We start from the raw sequence: 16698 nt of genomic DNA on the forward strand, positions 1-16698 counted from the left end.
AAGTAAATAAACATATCTTTAACTAAAACTGAGGATTTTCAAGCATGGCAAAAGAAACATTTGACCGATCCAAACCGCACGTGAACATCGGTACCATCGGACACGTCGACCATGGAAAAACTACTTTGACTGCTGCTATCACAACTGTGTTGGCTTCAAAGGGTCTATCTGAATTAAGAGACTTTTCTTCTATCGATAACGCACCGGAAGAAAAAGAAAGAGGTATTACGATTAATACTTCTCACGTAGAATATCAAACTGCAAACAGACACTACGCTCACGTTGACTGTCCAGGTCACGCTGACTACGTTAAGAACATGGTAACTGGTGCTGCCCAAATGGACGGTGCTATCCTTGTAGTAGCAGCTACTGACGGACCAATGCCACAAACTAGAGAGCACATCCTTCTTGCCCGTCAGGTAGGTGTACCTCAGTTGGTTGTATTCATGAACAAGGTGGATATGGTTGATGATCCAGAACTTCTTGAATTGGTAGAAATGGAAGTAAGAGAACTTCTTTCTTTCTACGAATTCGACGGAGACAATATTCCTGTGATCGCTGGTTCTGCTCTTGGAGCATTGAACGGTGAAGCTGAGTGGGTTGAAACTGTAGTTAAATTGATGGACGCGGTTGATGAATTTATCCCAACTCCAGAAAGAGCTGTTGATAAGGATTTCTTGATGCCTGTAGAAGACGTTTTCTCTATCACTGGTAGAGGTACTGTAGCAACTGGTAGAATCGAAAGAGGTGTAATTAACTCTGGTGACCCAGTTGATATTATCGGTATGGGAGCACAAGGATTGAAGTCTACTGTGACTGGTGTTGAGATGTTCCGTAAGATTTTGGACAGAGGTGAAGCTGGCGATAACGTAGGTCTTCTTCTTAGAGGAATCGAGAAAGATCAGATTAAGAGAGGTATGATTATCTGTAAGCCAGGATCAGTAACTCCACACGCTGAGTTCAAAGCCGAGGTTTACGTTCTTTCTAAAGAAGAAGGTGGACGTCACACACCATTCTTTAACAAGTACCGTCCACAGTTCTACTTAAGAACAACTGACGTAACTGGTGAGATCAAACTTCCTGAAAACGTGGAAATGGTAATGCCAGGTGATAACGTTACTATCCAAGTTAATCTTCTTAATAAGGTTGCTCTTGAGGTAGGACTTCGTTTCGCGATCAGAGAAGGTGGCCGTACTGTAGGTGCAGGTCAGGTTACTGAAATCCTAGACTAATACCTTTCTAGATTTATAAATTATACAATGCGACTTCAATTTATTGGAGTCGCATTTGTTTCTTTATTAATCAATAACTACTTTTGCGTTCCCATTAGCGGAACGTTCATTCACACGGGCATAGTTCAATGGCAGAATAGCGGTCTCCAAAACCGTTGATGGGAGTTCGAATCTCTCTGCCCGTGCCAATAAGAAAGTACACTATGAATCTGAAAAACTTTGTTTTAGAAGCGTACGATGAAATGAGAAATAAGGTCACTTGGCCTAAATATTCATTTCTTCAAAACAGTGCGGTTTTGGTATTAGTAGCCTCCTTGATCTTCGCCCTATTTATAGGTGGAGTGGATTTAGGTTTCGAAAATATCATGACATGGTTTTATGATTTATTCTAATTGAATTGATTTTTACAGGATGGCAGAACATAAGTGGTACGTACTCAGGGTGGTAGCTGGACAAGAAAAAAAGACGAAAACCTATCTCGATAATGAGATTAATAGGCAGACTCTTGAGGAATTTATTCCTGAAGTCCTGATCCCTTCTGAGAAAGTCTACGAGATGCGAAATGGCAAAAAGCGTGTTAGGGAGAGAAATTTCTTTCCTGGGTATGTTTTAGTCAATGCGGATCTTTCGAATGGTGAAGCCAACCATGTAATTACAAGTATACCGGGAGTAATCGGCTTTTTAGGGTCAAACTCCGGGGGAGCTTCCAAAACCCCCGAGCCATTACGTCAGTCTGAAGTCAACCGTATTTTAGGTAAGGTTGAGGAGATTGATGAGTTTGCCGAGAAGCTGGATACACCATATATAGTCGGAGAGTCCGTAAAAGTGATGGACGGGCCCTTCAGTGGATTTACCGGGACGATTGAGGAGATATTTGATGACAAGAAGAAATTGAATGTTATGGTCAAGATCTTTGGTCGAAATACTCCTGTTGAATTAAACTTTATACAAGTAGAAAAACAAGACTAAGCAATGGCTAAGGAAATCACTGGTTATTTAAAATTACAAGTGAGAGGTGGCCAGGCTAACCCTTCACCTCCTGTAGGTCCAGCTCTTGGTTCCAAGGGTCTGAACATTATGGAGTTTTGTAAGCAATTCAACGCAAGGTCCCAAGAAAAAATGGGGCAATTGCTACCGGTTTTGGTTACAATTTATTCTGATAAGTCTTTTGACTTTGTCATTAAGACTCCTCCAGCAGCAAACATGCTGTTGCAGGCGGCAAAGCTAAAGAGTGGTTCTGCGGAGCCAAACAGAAAAAAGGTGGGTTCTGTAACCTGGGATCAGGTGAAAGAAATCGCTGAAGTGAAGATGCCTGACCTTAACGCTTTCAAAGTGGAATCTGCTATGAAAATGGTAGCGGGTACCGCTAGAAGTATGGGAATCAAAGTATCTGGACGAGCTCCTTGGGAGGCATAAATATTAGACTATGGCGAAGTTAACTAAAAAGCTGAAAGCAGCACTTGAGAAATACGATCCTAGTCAGGAATATTCCCTTTCTGAAGCATCTTCTATTGTTAAGGAAATTACTGATGTGAAGTTTGACGCTTCCGTTGATTTGGACATCCGTTTGGGTGTAGATCCACGTAAAGCCGATCAAATGGTAAGAGGTGTTGTAGCACTTCCACACGGTACCGGTAAAGATATCAAAGTATTGGTTCTTTGCACTCCTGACAAAGTAGACGAGGCTACAGAAGCTGGTGCAGACTACGTAGGATTAGATGACTACATAGCTAAAATCGAAGGTGGGTGGACTGACATTGATGTCATCATCACCCAGCCAAACGTAATGGCTAAAGTAGGTAGATTAGGGCGAGTATTGGGACCAAGAGGCCTGATGCCGAATCCAAAGGCAGGTACAGTTACTATGGATGTAGCTAAGGCTGTGAAAGAAGTGAAGGCTGGTAAGATTGATTTTAAAGTAGATAAGTTTGGAATCATTCACGCGAGCATCGCTAAAATATCTTTCTCACCAGAGAAAATCGAAGAGAATGCCAGGGAGCTTATCACGACGATCTCTAAGTTAAAGCCAGCATCTGCTAAAGGAACTTATTTCCAGAGTATCAACATTTCCAGCACTATGTCTCCGGGCATCAAGCTGGATAAATCAAGCATTCAAGGAATTTAATCATGACTAGAGCAGAAAAGAAAGAGATCATTGATGGTCTTACCGAGAAGCTAAAGGAAACTCCTTTCTTCTACATCACGGATGCTTCTGGTTTTGACGTAGCTACCGTGAATGCATTCCGAAGAATGTGTTTTGAAAAAGGAGTTGAGTACAAAGTGTACAAAAACACCTTGATTTCTAAAGCACTTGAGAATCTTGATCAAGATTTCTCAGAACTTTCGGAAAATGCGTTGAAAGGATTCTCAGGAATTTTATTCTCGAAGGAAACAAATAATTTGCCAGCAAAGGTATTGCTGGATTTCAGAAAGAAATTAGGTAAGAAAGATGGGATGCCAGCTTTTAAAGGAGCTGCGATCGATACTGATATTATCCTCGGTGAGGATAACCTGACCATGCTTTCTAAGCTGAAATCTAAGGATGAACTGTTGGGAGACCTATTGGGCTTGCTTCAGTCTCCAACTATGAACCTTCTTGGAGCTTTGCAAAGTGGACAAAACAATATTACTGGAGTTTTGAAGGCTTTGGAAGACAGAGGAGAAAATTAAAAAACTAATCAAAAACAGAAAATTTTAAATTTATAATACAATGGCAGATATCAAAGAAATTGCAGAAGGGTTGGTAAACTTGACTGTAAAAGAGGTTCAAGAATTGACAAACCTGCTTAAGGAAGAGTACGGAATCGAGCCTGCTTCAGCTGGAGCTGTAGTAGTAGCTGGTGGTGCTGGTGGCGGTGAAGCTGAAGCTGCAGAAGAGAAAACATCTTTTGATGTAATTCTTAAGGCAGCAGGTGCTTCTAAGCTAGCTGTAGTAAAATTGGTTAAAGAATTGACTGGACTTGGATTGAAAGATGCTAAGGAGCTAGTTGACTCTGCACCAAAGGCCCTTAAAGAAGGTATAGCAAAAGACGAAGCTGAGGCTCTTAAGAAGTCCTTGGAAGAGGCTGGCGCTGAAGTAGAAATCAAGTAATTTGTTAAACCAGAGCCAATAGGACCTGGTTTAACTCCTAAGACCTGACTAAATCAGTCAGGTCTTTTCCTGTTTATGCACAGGTCTAAAATTGCATTATAATTAGCTAAAATTGTAGCTAAATAAGAATTTATTTCACTATAAACACAAACTACCTTGGCTATCAAGAATCAAACCGAAAGGAAAAGTTTCTCCTCCATTAAGGTGGTCAAAGACTATCCCGATTTCTTAGATATTCAATTGCAGTCCTTTAAGGATTTCTTCCAATTGGATACTCCTGCTGAAAAGCGTCGTGCGGATGGATTATTTAAAGTATTTTCTGAAAACTTCCCAATCAGTGATTCTCGTGAGAATTTCACTTTGGAGTTTATCGATTATGCTGTAGATCCTCCAAAATACAACGTGGGCGAGTGCATTGACCGCGGACTGACCTACTCAGTTCCTCTCAAGGCAAAGCTTAGATTATTATGTCATGATGAGGACAATGAAGATTTTGAGACCATCGAGCAAGAGGTCTTTCTAGGAAATCTTCCTTACATGACAGAAAAAGGTTCTTTTGTGATCAATGGAGCAGAAAGAGTTATCGTTTCTCAGCTTCACAGGTCACCTGGAGTTTTCTTTGCTCAGAGTAAGCATACGAATGGAACAAAGCTGTATTCAGCTAGAATCATTCCTTTTAAAGGTTCTTGGATCGAATTCGCTACAGACATTAATAATGTTATGTACGCTTATATCGATCGTAAGAAGAAGTTTCCTGTAACCACTCTATTGAGAGCGATTGGTTATGGATCTGATAAAGATATACTTGATCTGTTTGGGCTTTCAGAAGAAGTGAAGGCAAATAAAACTGCCCTTAAGAAAGCCGTAAACCGAAAGCTGGCTGCCCGTGTTTTGAGAACTTGGGTTGAAGACTTTGTGGATGAGGATACTGGTGAGGTAGTTTCTATCGATAGGAATGAAGTACTTCTCGAAAGAGATACTGTCCTTACCCCTGAAGATGTAGACTTGATTTTGGAATCTGGAGCTAAAAGCATCATCCTTCACAGGGAAGATGTGAACATTGCAGATTACTCTATTGTCTACAATACTCTTCAAAAGGATAACTCAAATTCTGAAAAGGAAGCGGTTGAGGTAATTTATCGACAACTTAGAAATACAGAAGCACCTGATGAGTCTACCGCTCGTGAGGTGATAAATAGTCTTTTCTTCTCCGATAAGAGATATGATCTTGGAGAAGTAGGACGATATAGAATTAACAAAAAGCTTGGTCTTGATATCGAGGCTGAGAAAATTGTCTTGACCAAGGACGATATCATTTCTATTGTGAAGTATTTGATCGGCTTAATCAATTCGAAAGCAGTAGTGGATGATATTGATCACTTGAGTAATAGAAGAGTTAGAACTGTAGGCGAACAACTTTACAGTCAATTCGGAGTTGGTCTTGCGAGAATGGCGAGAACCATCCGTGAAAGAATGAATGTTCGGGATAATGAGGACTTCAAGCCTGTAGACTTGATCAACGCAAGAACACTTTCTTCTGTGATCAATTCCTTTTTCGGAACCAATCAGCTTTCTCAGTTTATGGATCAAACGAATCCATTGGCAGAGCTGACTCATAAGAGAAGGCTTTCTGCTTTGGGACCTGGTGGACTATCCAGAGAAAGAGCAGGTTTCGAGGTTCGAGACGTTCACTACACGCACTACGGTCGACTTTGTACTATCGAAACTCCTGAAGGACCAAACATTGGTTTGATCTCCTCTTTGTGCGTTCACGCGAAAGTGAATTCAATGGGCTTCCTTGAGACACCTTATAGAAAGGTGAAAAATGGAAAAGTCGCAATGAAGAAAGATGACATTATTTTCCTTACAGCGGAGGAAGAAGATGATCATAATATTGCTCAGGCAAATGCCCCACTAGATGATTCAGGGAAATTTGTCAACGAAAAAGTAAAGGCAAGATTTGAAGGTGACTTCCCAGTTCTTGATCCAAAGGAAATCAGCTACATGGATGTTGCGCCGAATCAGATTGTATCTGTTGCCGCTTCGTTGATTCCTTTCTTGGAGCATGATGATGCGAACAGAGCACTGATGGGATCAAACATGCAGCGCCAGGCAGTTCCTTTGCTTAAGGCGGAGTCTCCAATCGTAGGTACCGGACTAGAGGCGAGAGCCGCAGTAGATTCCAGATCGCTTATCATAGCTGAGGCTAATGGTGTTGTGGATTATGTGGATGCTTGTAAAATTACAATCAAATATGATTTGACTGATGATGAGCTCCTAGTAAACTTCTCCGATGAGTACAAAACCTATGACTTGATTAAGTTCAGAAGAACTAACCAAGACACTACCATCAACCTGACGCCATTGGTGCTGAAAGGGCAGAAAGTAGTTAAGGGTCAGGTTCTGGTAGAAGGATATTCTACGAACGAAGGTGAACTTGCTTTAGGTAAGAACCTTAAAGTGGCATACATGCCATGGCAAGGTTATAACTTTGAGGATGCGATCGTGATTTCTGAGCGTGTAGTAAGAGAGGATATTTTTACCTCTATCCACGTGGAAGAGTTCCAGCTTGAAGTAAGAGATACTAAAAGAGGAGAGGAAGAATTGACTTCTGAAATTCCTAACGTATCTGAGGAAGCAGTTAAGCATCTCGACGAAAATGGAATCATCCGAATCGGAGCTGAGATCAAAGAAGGTGACATCATCATTGGTAAGATTACTCCAAAAGGTGAAACGGACCCTACTCCGGAAGAAAAGCTTCTTAGAGCAATCTTTGGAGATAAGGCAGGTGATGTGAAGGACGCTTCTTTGAAAGCTTCCCCATCTCTTAACGGCGTAGTAATTGAAACCAAATTATTCTCCAGACCTAAGAAGGACAAAGATCATCGAGCAAAATCTAAGGCTGAGGTTGAAAAGCTAAAGGCAAGGTACTCTAAGGACCTTCTTGCGATCAGAGAGAGAATGATCAATAAGTTGGTGACTATTCTGGATGGACAGACCTCTCAGGGAGTGAAGCATAAGTTCGGTGATGAGATCATCAGTAAGGGAACAAAGTTCAATGCGAAAAACATTGAGAATAATTTATTCCCAGCGAAGAATCCTTATAGAGACGAGTCTAACTACAATGTTCCAGAGGAGGCAAACTTGATCTCTGATATCATTCTTGATGATTGGACTAAGGATGAGCGCATCAATGATCTAATCGTTAAATTGGTTAAAAATTATACCAATTCGCGAAACGAAATCAGTGGTGTATTCAAGAGAGAAAGATTCACCTTAGAGGTAGGAGATGAGCTTCCTGCAGGTATCGTTCAGCTTGCGAAAGTTTACGTGGCTAAAAAGCGTAAACTGAAAGTAGGTGATAAGATGGCTGGTCGTCACGGAAACAAAGGTATTGTAGCTCGAATCGTTAGAGACGAGGACATGCCATTCCTTGAGGATGGAACTCCAATGGACATCGTCTTGAATCCACTTGGTGTACCTTCCAGAATGAACATTGGTCAGATTTTTGAAACTGTACTTGCATGGGCCGGTCAGAAACTAGGTAAGAAATATGCTACTCCTATTTTCGATGGAGCTACCATGGAAGAAGTTTCAAATGAGCTAGAGCTTGCCGGTCTTCCAGCATTTGGTAGAACTTACCTTTATGATGGATTATCTGGAAATAGATTTGATCAGCCGGTAACCGTGGGTATTGCTTATATGCTGAAGCTGGGTCACCTAGTCGATGATAAGATGCACGCAAGATCTATCGGGCCATACTCTCTGATTACGCAGCAACCATTGGGTGGTAAAGCTCAGTTTGGTGGCCAGCGATTTGGAGAGATGGAGGTATGGGCACTCGAGGCATTCGGTGCTTCTCATGTACTGCAAGAGATTCTTACAGTGAAGTCTGACGATGTAATCGGTCGTGCAAAAGCATACGAGTCGATTGTGAAAGGTGAAAACCTTCCTAAGCCAAATATTCCTGAATCATTCAATGTATTGGTTCATGAGCTAAGAGGCTTGGCATTAGAGATTACCTTAGATTAATTTGGCTTATCGGGCCTGAAAAGGCCCAAACCTATATTCAAAAACTATGGCGTTTAGAAAAAATAAAAAACTCAACAATGACTTTTCAAGAGTGACCATCAGTTTGGCCTCTCCAGAATCTATTCTGGATAGCTCAAACGGAGAGGTGACTCAGCCAGAAACCATCAACTACAGAACGTACAAGCCTGAAATGGGCGGTTTGTTCTGTGAGAGAATTTTTGGTCCAGTGAAAGACTGGGAGTGTCATTGTGGAAAATATAAGCGTATTCGATATAAAGGCATCATTTGCGATCGATGTGGTGTTGAGGTGACAGAGAAGAAAGTGCGTAGAGAGCGAATGGGTCACATCGAGTTGGTGGTTCCTGTAGCTCATATTTGGTACTTCAAATCTCTTCCAAATAAGATCGGATATCTATTAGGTCTTCCGACCAAAAAGCTTGATCAAATTGTATACTACGAGCGATATGCTGTAGTGCAGCCAGGTATCAAAGAAGAGGATGGAGTTCAATATCTGGACTTCCTGACTGAAGATGAGTATCTGGATATTATGGATAAACTTCCGAAGGAGAATCATCAATTAGATGACGATGATCCAAATAAGTTTATCGCTAAGATGGGTGCTGAAGCTCTTGAAATGCTTCTTGCTCGTCTCGATCTAGATGATCTTTCTTACTCCTTGAGACATCAGGCAGCAACTGATACCTCTCAGCAGAGAAAAGCTGAGGCGTTGAAGAGACTGAAAGTTGTTGAGGCTTTCAGAGATGCCAGGACCAGAATTGAGAATCGTCCTGAGTGGATGATCGTGAGAATGGTTCCAGTGATCCCGCCAGAATTGAGACCTTTGGTTCCTCTTGATGGTGGTAGATTCGCTACCTCTGACTTGAATGATCTTTATAGAAGAGTAATCATCAGAAATAACCGATTGAAGCGTTTGATCGATATTAAGGCACCTGAGGTGATCTTGAGAAACGAAAAGAGAATGCTTCAGGAGGCTGTTGACTCCTTATTTGATAATTCAAGAAAAGTAAATGCGGTAAGATCAGATGGAAATCGTGCGCTAAAATCCCTTTCTGATATGTTGAAAGGTAAGCAAGGTCGTTTCCGTCAAAACTTGCTCGGTAAGCGTGTGGATTACTCCGGTCGTTCGGTGATCGTAGTGGGTCCTGAATTGAAGCTTCACGAGTGTGGTCTTCCTAAAAATATGGCTGCGGAGCTTTTCAAGCCTTTTATTATCAGGAAACTAATCGAAAGAGGTATTGTGAAGACTGTAAAGTCTGCTAAGAAGATTGTTGATCGTAAGGATCCGGTAGTATGGGATATTCTTGAAAATGTATTGAAAGGACACCCTGTATTGCTTAACCGTGCTCCTACGCTTCACAGATTAGGTATTCAGGCTTTCCAGCCAAAGCTTATAGAAGGTAAAGCGATTCAGCTTCACCCATTGGTGTGTACTGCATTTAATGCGGATTTTGACGGTGACCAAATGGCCGTTCACGTTCCGCTTGGACATGAAGCTATTCTTGAGGCTTCTACCCTAATGCTTTCTGCTCACAATATCCTTAACCCTGCAAATGGAGCACCAATTACGGTACCTTCTCAGGATATGGTTTTGGGTCTGTATTATGTGACCAAAGGTAAAAAGTCAACACCTGAAGAGCCTGTTCCAGGTGAGGGGATGACTTTCTATAGCCAGGAAGAGGTAATCATTGCTCTCAATGAAGGGGCAATTTCTCAGCATGCAAATATTAAGTGTAAAGTTAATGTGCGTGATGCAAGCGGCGAGATCAAAGAGCAGATCGTAGAAACGGTTGCTGGTAGGTTGATCTTCAACCAATATGTACCTGAGGAAGTAGGGTTTGTAAATGAGCTTTTGACCAAGAAGAAATTGCAGCAAATTATCGCTCAGGTAGTGAAGGTTTGTGGAATTTCAAGAACGGCTCAATTCCTTGATGACATTAAGAGTCTTGGATTCCAAATGGCATATCGAGGTGGACTTTCTATGGGACTTAATGACGTAATTATTCCTGAGGAGAAAGATCCAATGATTGCTAAGGCGCAGGAGGAAGTTGACCAAGTATGGAATAACTACTTAATGGGTCTGATTACAGATAACGAAAGATATAACCAGGTAATTGACATCTGGACTCGTACCAACTCTCATCTGACTAATAATCTGATGAAGCAGATGGAAGAGGATAAGCAAGGGTTCAATGCTATTTATATGATGATGCACTCAGGAGCAAGAGGTTCCAGAGAGCAAATTCGTCAGCTGGGTGGCATGAGAGGTTTGATGGCGAAACCACAGAAAAACCTTCAAGGGTCTGTTGGTGAGATTATCGAAAACCCAATTCTTTCCAACTTTAAGGAAGGTCTTGATGTATTGGAATACTTTATCTCCACTCACGGTGCGAGAAAAGGTCTTGCAGATACAGCTCTTAAAACTGCCGATGCTGGTTATTTGACCCGTCGATTGGTAGATGTAGCCCAGGATATGATTGTTACCGAAGAGGACTGCGGAACCTTGAGAGGCCTAGTGGTAGAACCACTTCGTGACAATGACGAGATTGTTGAGCCACTTTCTGAAAGAATTGTAGGTAGAGTATCCGTTCATGATGTTTATGATCCACAAACTGATGAACTAATCATCAGTGCTGGTGAAGAAATTTCTGATGAGATAGCTGCCAAGGTAGATGAATCATCTATTGAAGAGGTGGAAATCAGATCCGTTTTGACTTGTGAAACCCGTAGAGGTGTTTGCTCTAAGTGTTATGGTAGAAACTTGGCTACTGGCAATATCGTCCAAAACGGTGAGTCCGTTGGTGTGATTGCTGCTCAGTCCATTGGTGAACCAGGAACACAGCTTACCCTGAGAACTTTCCACGTAGGTGGTACTGCATCCAACATGGCTGTAGAGGCTTCCATTACTGCGAAATTTGAAGGTAAGGTTGAGTTTGACGAAGAGCTAAGATGGATCGAGTCTTCCAATAAGGACGGTGAGAAAGTGATGGTAGTAATGGGTAGATCAGGTGAGATCAAAATCAACGATGCGAAATCTGGAAAGACACTCGTGTCTAATCACGTTCCTTATGGCGCTCACCTTGCAGTGAAGGATGGTCAGAAAATAGGAAAAGGTGATTCTCTTTGTACTTGGGATCCTTACAATGCTGTAATCCTTTCAGAATTCGATGGTTCTGTTGAATTTGAATCCATCGTAGAAGGTATTACTTATAAGGAGGTAGCTGATGATCAGACTGGCTTCCGTGAAAAGGTTATCATCGACTCTAAGGACAGAACCAAAAACCCGGCTATTATCGTGAATTATGGAGATGACTCTAAGTCATACAATATTCCGGTAGAAGCTCACCTTGCTGTAGAGCAAGGAGATAAGGTGAAAGCAGGTCAGGTACTTGTGAAGATTCCAAGATCTGTGGGTAAAACCAGAGATATTACAGGAGGTCTTCCTAGAGTGACTGAGCTTTTCGAGGCTAGAAACCCATCGAACCCAGCAGTAGTTTCTGAGATTGACGGAGTGGTAGCATACGGAGGTATCAAGCGAGGTAATAGAGAAATCTTGATTACATCAAAAGATGGAATCACGAAGAAGTATATGGTTTCTCTTTCTAAGCATATCCTGGTTCAGGAGAATGACTTTATCCGTGCGGGTGAACCACTTTCTGATGGGGCGATTACTCCAAATGATATACTTGCCATTAAAGGCCCAACTGCTGTTCAGGAATATCTTGTGAATGAAATCCAGGAGGTTTATAGATTACAAGGTGTGAAGATCAATGATAAGCACATTGAAGTTATCGTAAGCCAAATGATGCAGAAAGTAGAAATACTAGATGCTGGTGATACAGGATTCCTTCAAAATCAAGTCGTAGATAAATGGGCTTTCCGTGAGGAAAATGACATTATTCTAGACAAGAAGGTGGTGATGGATGCCGGAGATTCCAGCACTTTGAAGCCAGGTATGATCATTTCTGCCAGAAGGCTGAGAGATGAAAATTCTAGCTTGAAGCGTAAGGACTTGAAGGTTGTTCAGGTAAGAGATGCTGAAACTGCAGTTTCTAAGCCTACTCTTCAAGGTATCACGGCGGCTTCCCTAGGAACAGAAAGCTTTATATCTGCTGCTTCCTTCCAGGAAACTACCAAGGTACTATCTGAAGCTTCCATCCGTGGTAAGCGTGATGAGTTGCTTGGTCTAAAGGAAAATGTGATCGTAGGTCACCTGATTCCAGCAGGTACAGGCCAGAGAAGAATTCAAAACATGATCGTCGGTTCAAAGGAGGAGTACGAACAACTTTCTGAGAACATGGAAAATACTCCATCGACCAGATCAAGTGAAGCGATTCTTTAATGAATAGATAAATTTTAATTGAAAAGGCCTGCGTATCGCAGGCCTTTTTTAATCCAAAAATTATGGAAGATCCAAAAAACAAGAAACCAGGAAATCAGCCAATAAATATTGAGCTATCAGAAGAGGTAGCTGAAGGTGTTTATTCAAATCTAGCCATGATTGCTCACTCAAATTCTGAGTTTGTAATTGATTTTATTCGATTAATGCCGGGAGTACCAAAGGCGAAAGTCAAATCTCGTGTGATTGTCACCCCAGAGCATGCACAGAGACTTCTGGCGGCTTTGAAAGATAATATTGATAAGTATGAAAAAGCTTTCGGGAAGATCAATCCATCAGGAGGAACCCCTCAGTTTCCGGTGAGTTTTGGACCGGCTGGAGAAGCATAAAAGAAATATAACTTCTTAATTTTGTTCATCTTAATTCTTTCTTTACCTTTGCAGTCCAAAATTTAACAGTTTACAGGAAGACTAAATTTTATCAGTTAATGCCTACTATTCAACAGTTAGTAAGAAAAGGTAGAACTACACTGGAGACCAAATCAAAATCTAGAGCTTTGGACGCATGTCCTCAGCGAAGAGGAGTTTGTACCAGAGTATACACTACCACCCCTAAGAAGCCTAACTCAGCGATGAGGAAAGTGGCCAGGGTGAGATTGACAAACGGGAAGGAAGTGAATGCCTATATCCCTGGAGAAGGTCATAATTTACAGGAGCACTCGATCGTATTGATCAGAGGTGGTCGTGTTAAGGATTTACCAGGTGTAAGATATCACATCATCCGAGGTGCACTAGATACTGCCGGAGTAAAAGACCGTAAGCAAGGTCGCTCTAAGTATGGTGCTAAGCGCCCAAAGGACGCTAAGAAGTAATTTATAACAACAAGAAAAAATGAGAAAAGCGAAACCAAAGAAGAGATATATTCTTCCTGATCCGAAGTTCAATGACACCTTGGTAACCAAGTTTGTGAATTGTCTTATGGTAGATGGTAAGAAGAGTATTGCTTACAATATTTTCTACGATGCGGTAGAAAAGGTTGAAGAAAAAGTAGGTGAGAATGGTCTTGAAGTTTGGAGAAAGGCGCTTAACAATATTGCTCCATCCGTTGAGGTGAAGAGTCGTAGAGTTGGTGGTGCTACATTCCAGGTTCCAATGGAAGTTCGACCCGAGAGAAAAATGGCATTAGGGATCAAATGGATGATTCAATATTCCAGAAAAAGAGGTGAAAAAACCATGATGGATCGTCTTGCAGGCGAGATCATCGCGGCTTCCAAAGGTGAAGGTGCTGCTGTTAAGAAGAAAGATGACACGCACAGAATGGCCGAAGCGAATAAAGCATTCTCCCACTTTAGATTTTAATTAGGATGTCGAAGAGAGATTTAAAATTCACCAGAAACATCGGTATTGCTGCACACATTGATGCAGGTAAAACTACTACTACCGAAAGAATTCTTTTTTATTCAGGTGTTTCTCACAAAATAGGTGAGGTTCACGACGGTGCTGCAACCATGGACTGGATGGCGCAGGAGCAGGAGAGAGGTATTACTATTACATCTGCTGCTACTACCGTATTTTGGAATTACAGAGATCAGAAATACCAAATCAATATCATCGATACTCCCGGACACGTGGACTTCACAGTGGAAGTAAACAGATCCTTGAGAGTATTGGATGGTCTTGTCTTCCTTTTCAGTGCTGTGGATGGTGTTGAACCACAGTCTGAAACTAACTGGCGATTAGCTGATAACTATAAAGTAGCACGAATCGGATTCGTGAACAAAATGGACCGAGCTGGCGCAAACTTCCTTGAAGTTTGTAAGCAAGTAAAGGAAATGCTAGGAAGCTACGCAGTTCCATTGCAGTTGCCTATCGGTGCCGAAGATAAATTTAGAGGTGTTGTTGATTTGATCAACAATAGAGGAATTGTCTGGAACGAAGAGGATATGGGGATGACTTTTGAAGAAGTTCCGATTCCTGAAGACATGGTAGACGAAGTAGCTCAGTGGAGAGAACATTTGCTTGAAGCGGTAGCTGATTATGATGAAAGCTTGATGGAAAAATTCTTCGATGATCCTAATTCGATCACCGAGGCAGAGATCCTAAGTGCCCTTCGTGCAGCTACTATTGACATGAAGATCGTTCCTATGGTTTGTGGTTCTTCATTTAAAAATAAAGGAGTGCAGACCATGCTCGATTTGGTTATGGAAATTCTTCCTTCTCCTTTGGATAAAGATGATATCATCGCTTCAGACTTAGAGGATGAAGAAAAGAAGGTAGCCATTGCGCCAAATGAAGATGAGCCTTTCGCAGGTCTTGCATTTAAGATTGCTACTGACCCATTCGTAGGTAGACTTTGTTTCGTTAGGGCTTATTCAGGAGTTCTTGATTCAGGTTCCTACGTGTTCAATAGCCGGTCTGGAAATAAAGAGAGAATTTCTCGAGTGTTCCAGATGCATGCCAATAAGCAGAATCAAATCGATGCTTTAAGAGCAGGTGATATTGGAGCAGTAGTAGGGTTTAAGGATATCAAAACTGGAGATACCCTTTGCCATGAGCAAAGAAAGGTAGTCCTTGAATCTATGATTTTCCCAGAGCCAGTAATTGGTTATGCTATTGAGCCTAAGACTCAGGCTGACGTGGATAAGCTAGGTATGGCTATCGCAAAGCTTGTAGAAGAAGACCCAACTCTACAGGTCAACACTGACCATGAAACTGGTCAGACTATCCTTAGAGGTATGGGAGAGCTTCACCTTGATATTATTATTGACCGTTTGAAGAGAGAGTTCAAGGTTGAGATCAACCAAGGTGCGCCTCAGGTTGCATACAAAGAAGCTCTTTTCTCAAGTGTTGAACATAAAGAAGTTTATAAGAAGCAAACTGGTGGTAAGGGTAAATTTGCCGATATCGTATTTGAGATCGGTCCAAAACCTGAAGATCCAGAGACTGGTGAAATTAAGCCAGGACTTGAATTCGAAAATGCTATCGTTGGTGGTGTTATTCCTAAAGAATTCATTCCATCTATCCAGAAGGGATTTGCTGAGGCTATGAACAATGGTCCACTTGCAGGATATCCTATCGATTCCATGAAAGTGAGATTGTTCCATGGTTCCTTCCACGATGTCGATTCTGATGCTTTGTCATTTGAATTGGCGGCGAGAATTGGATTTAAGGAAGCAGCAAGACAGTGTAGTCCACAGTTGCTAGAGCCGATCATGGCTGTAGATGTGGTAACCCCTGATGAGTACACAGGACCTATCACTGGTGACTTGAATAGAAGAAGAGGTTTGATGAAAGGAATGGATACTAAAGGAACTTCATCTGTTGTTAAGGCTGATGTTCCATTGTCAGAATTGTTTGGCTATATCACTGACCTTAGAACCATTACCTCTGGTAGAGCTACCGCTTCATTGACATTCTCGCATTATGCGGCGGTTCCGAATAATATTGCGGAATCTGTGATTGCAAACGTTAAAGGTGAAAAAGCCTAAAGAATATTGAGTTGAATCAGAAAATCAGAATAAAACTAAAATCATACGATCATAGCCTGGTGGATAAGTCATCAGAGAAAATCGTAAAGGCTGTAAAATCTACAGGAGCTGTTGTGGTTGGACCTATTCCATTGCCAACTAAAAAAGAGAAGTTTACTGTGCTTAAGTCGCCACACGTAAACAAGAAAGCAAGGGACCAATACCAGCTTTGTACCTACAAGAGATTGGTAGACATCTACTCAAACAGTTCTAAGACTGTGGATGCTTTGATGAAAATCGAGCTTCCGAGTGGTGTGGATGTAGAAATCAAAGTTTGATTTCACCTGAAATTTCAAAAAGAAAGACCTGAGTTTTTGCTCAGGTCTTTTCTTTTGCAATCCAGGAATTAAGAATTGAAATGCTGCTCATGCAAAATGTTTTGGAGGAGAAGCAAAAAACCTGAAAATCAGGGGAAAATAAACTGAGGGGTGTTTGTTACAGAATTTTATTTCAGTAACTT

The 16698-nt window shown here is 41.5% G+C and carries 14 protein-coding genes and 1 tRNA gene; all 15 read left to right on the top strand.

The features are described 5' to 3' along the window. Positions 1 to 44: 44 nt before the first annotated feature. The 15 genes from tuf (at position 45) to rpsJ (ending at position 16516) form a co-directional block, all read left to right on the top strand. Positions 45 to 1232, top strand: coding sequence for an elongation factor Tu (tuf, locus tag QVH07_RS14605; RefSeq protein ID WP_290001721.1), 1188 nt, complete (start codon positions 45 to 47; stop codon positions 1230 to 1232). Positions 1233 to 1346: 114 nt separating this feature from the next. Beyond that, a tRNA-Trp gene (locus tag QVH07_RS14610) sits at positions 1347 to 1420 on the top strand. A gap of 15 nt (positions 1421 to 1435) precedes the next feature. Beyond that, positions 1436 to 1624, top strand: a complete 189-nt coding sequence (gene secE / locus QVH07_RS14615) for a preprotein translocase subunit SecE (protein WP_290001722.1) — start codon at positions 1436 to 1438, stop codon at positions 1622 to 1624. Positions 1625 to 1643: 19 nt separating this feature from the next. Continuing rightward, a complete protein-coding gene (nusG, locus tag QVH07_RS14620; RefSeq protein WP_290001724.1) occupies positions 1644 to 2201 on the top strand; it encodes a transcription termination/antitermination protein NusG in 558 nt (185 codons plus the stop codon). 3 nt (positions 2202 to 2204) lie between these two features. Beyond that, on the top strand, positions 2205 to 2648 hold the full coding sequence (rplK, locus tag QVH07_RS14625; protein WP_290001726.1) for a 50S ribosomal protein L11: 444 nt from the start codon (positions 2205 to 2207) through the stop codon (positions 2646 to 2648). Between the two features lie 10 nt (positions 2649 to 2658). After that, on the top strand, positions 2659 to 3357 hold the full coding sequence (gene rplA / locus QVH07_RS14630) for a 50S ribosomal protein L1 (RefSeq protein ID WP_290001727.1): 699 nt from the start codon (positions 2659 to 2661) through the stop codon (positions 3355 to 3357). 2 nt (positions 3358 to 3359) lie between these two features. Continuing rightward, positions 3360 to 3902 (top strand): 50S ribosomal protein L10, encoded by a 543-nt coding sequence (rplJ, locus tag QVH07_RS14635; protein ID WP_290001729.1) that lies wholly within the window; start codon positions 3360 to 3362, stop codon positions 3900 to 3902. A 40-nt stretch (positions 3903 to 3942) separates the two neighbouring features. Next, complete coding sequence (gene rplL / locus QVH07_RS14640) at positions 3943 to 4323, top strand: 50S ribosomal protein L7/L12 (protein ID WP_290001730.1); 381 nt, start codon at positions 3943 to 3945, stop codon at positions 4321 to 4323. Positions 4324 to 4479: 156 nt separating this feature from the next. Then, the gene (gene rpoB / locus QVH07_RS14645; RefSeq protein WP_290001731.1) at positions 4480 to 8355 is read left to right on the top strand and encodes a DNA-directed RNA polymerase subunit beta; all 3876 of its coding nucleotides are present in this window, start codon (positions 4480 to 4482) and stop codon (positions 8353 to 8355) included. A 46-nt stretch (positions 8356 to 8401) separates the two neighbouring features. Continuing rightward, entirely contained in the window at positions 8402 to 12715 is a 4314-nt protein-coding gene (gene rpoC, locus QVH07_RS14650; protein ID WP_290001732.1) for a DNA-directed RNA polymerase subunit beta', read from the top strand. Positions 12716 to 12777: 62 nt separating this feature from the next. Next, positions 12778 to 13101: a DUF3467 domain-containing protein gene (locus QVH07_RS14655; RefSeq protein ID WP_290001733.1), complete on the top strand. Its 324-nt coding sequence runs from the start codon at positions 12778 to 12780 to the stop codon at positions 13099 to 13101. A gap of 98 nt (positions 13102 to 13199) precedes the next feature. Continuing rightward, the gene (gene rpsL, locus QVH07_RS14660) at positions 13200 to 13583 is read left to right on the top strand and encodes a 30S ribosomal protein S12 (protein WP_076501441.1); all 384 of its coding nucleotides are present in this window, start codon (positions 13200 to 13202) and stop codon (positions 13581 to 13583) included. Positions 13584 to 13602: 19 nt separating this feature from the next. Beyond that, positions 13603 to 14070: a 30S ribosomal protein S7 gene (gene rpsG / locus QVH07_RS14665; RefSeq protein ID WP_290001738.1), complete on the top strand. Its 468-nt coding sequence runs from the start codon at positions 13603 to 13605 to the stop codon at positions 14068 to 14070. 5 nt (positions 14071 to 14075) lie between these two features. Then, a complete protein-coding gene (gene fusA, locus QVH07_RS14670) occupies positions 14076 to 16199 on the top strand; it encodes an elongation factor G (protein WP_290001739.1) in 2124 nt (707 codons plus the stop codon). Between the two features lie 11 nt (positions 16200 to 16210). Next, entirely contained in the window at positions 16211 to 16516 is a 306-nt protein-coding gene (rpsJ, locus tag QVH07_RS14675; RefSeq protein ID WP_290001741.1) for a 30S ribosomal protein S10, read from the top strand. Positions 16517 to 16698: the final 182 nt, after the last annotated feature.

Origin of the sequence: Algoriphagus sediminis (assembly GCF_030403435.1) — a bacterium.
GTDB classification, from domain to species: Bacteria; Bacteroidota; Bacteroidia; order Cytophagales; family Cyclobacteriaceae; genus Algoriphagus; species Algoriphagus sediminis.

Bases quoted from the DNA above. Each gene is read 5' to 3' on its own strand.
- tuf (WP_290001721.1), top strand. From the start codon at position 45: ATGGCAAAAGAAACATTTGACCGATCCAAACCGCACGTGAACATCGGT.
- secE (WP_290001722.1), top strand. From the start codon at position 1,436: ATGAATCTGAAAAACTTTGTTTTAGAAGCGTACGATGAAATGAGAAAT.
- nusG (WP_290001724.1), top strand. From the start codon at position 1,644: ATGGCAGAACATAAGTGGTACGTACTCAGGGTGGTAGCTGGACAAGAA.
- rplK (WP_290001726.1), top strand. From the start codon at position 2,205: ATGGCTAAGGAAATCACTGGTTATTTAAAATTACAAGTGAGAGGTGGC.
- rplA (WP_290001727.1), top strand. From the start codon at position 2,659: ATGGCGAAGTTAACTAAAAAGCTGAAAGCAGCACTTGAGAAATACGAT.
- rplJ (WP_290001729.1), top strand. From the start codon at position 3,360: ATGACTAGAGCAGAAAAGAAAGAGATCATTGATGGTCTTACCGAGAAG.
- rplL (WP_290001730.1), top strand. From the start codon at position 3,943: ATGGCAGATATCAAAGAAATTGCAGAAGGGTTGGTAAACTTGACTGTA.
- rpoC (WP_290001732.1), top strand. From the start codon at position 8,402: ATGGCGTTTAGAAAAAATAAAAAACTCAACAATGACTTTTCAAGAGTG.
- QVH07_RS14655 (WP_290001733.1), top strand. From the start codon at position 12,778: ATGGAAGATCCAAAAAACAAGAAACCAGGAAATCAGCCAATAAATATT.
- rpsL (WP_076501441.1), top strand. From the start codon at position 13,200: ATGCCTACTATTCAACAGTTAGTAAGAAAAGGTAGAACTACACTGGAG.
- rpsG (WP_290001738.1), top strand. From the start codon at position 13,603: ATGAGAAAAGCGAAACCAAAGAAGAGATATATTCTTCCTGATCCGAAG.
- fusA (WP_290001739.1), top strand. From the start codon at position 14,076: ATGTCGAAGAGAGATTTAAAATTCACCAGAAACATCGGTATTGCTGCA.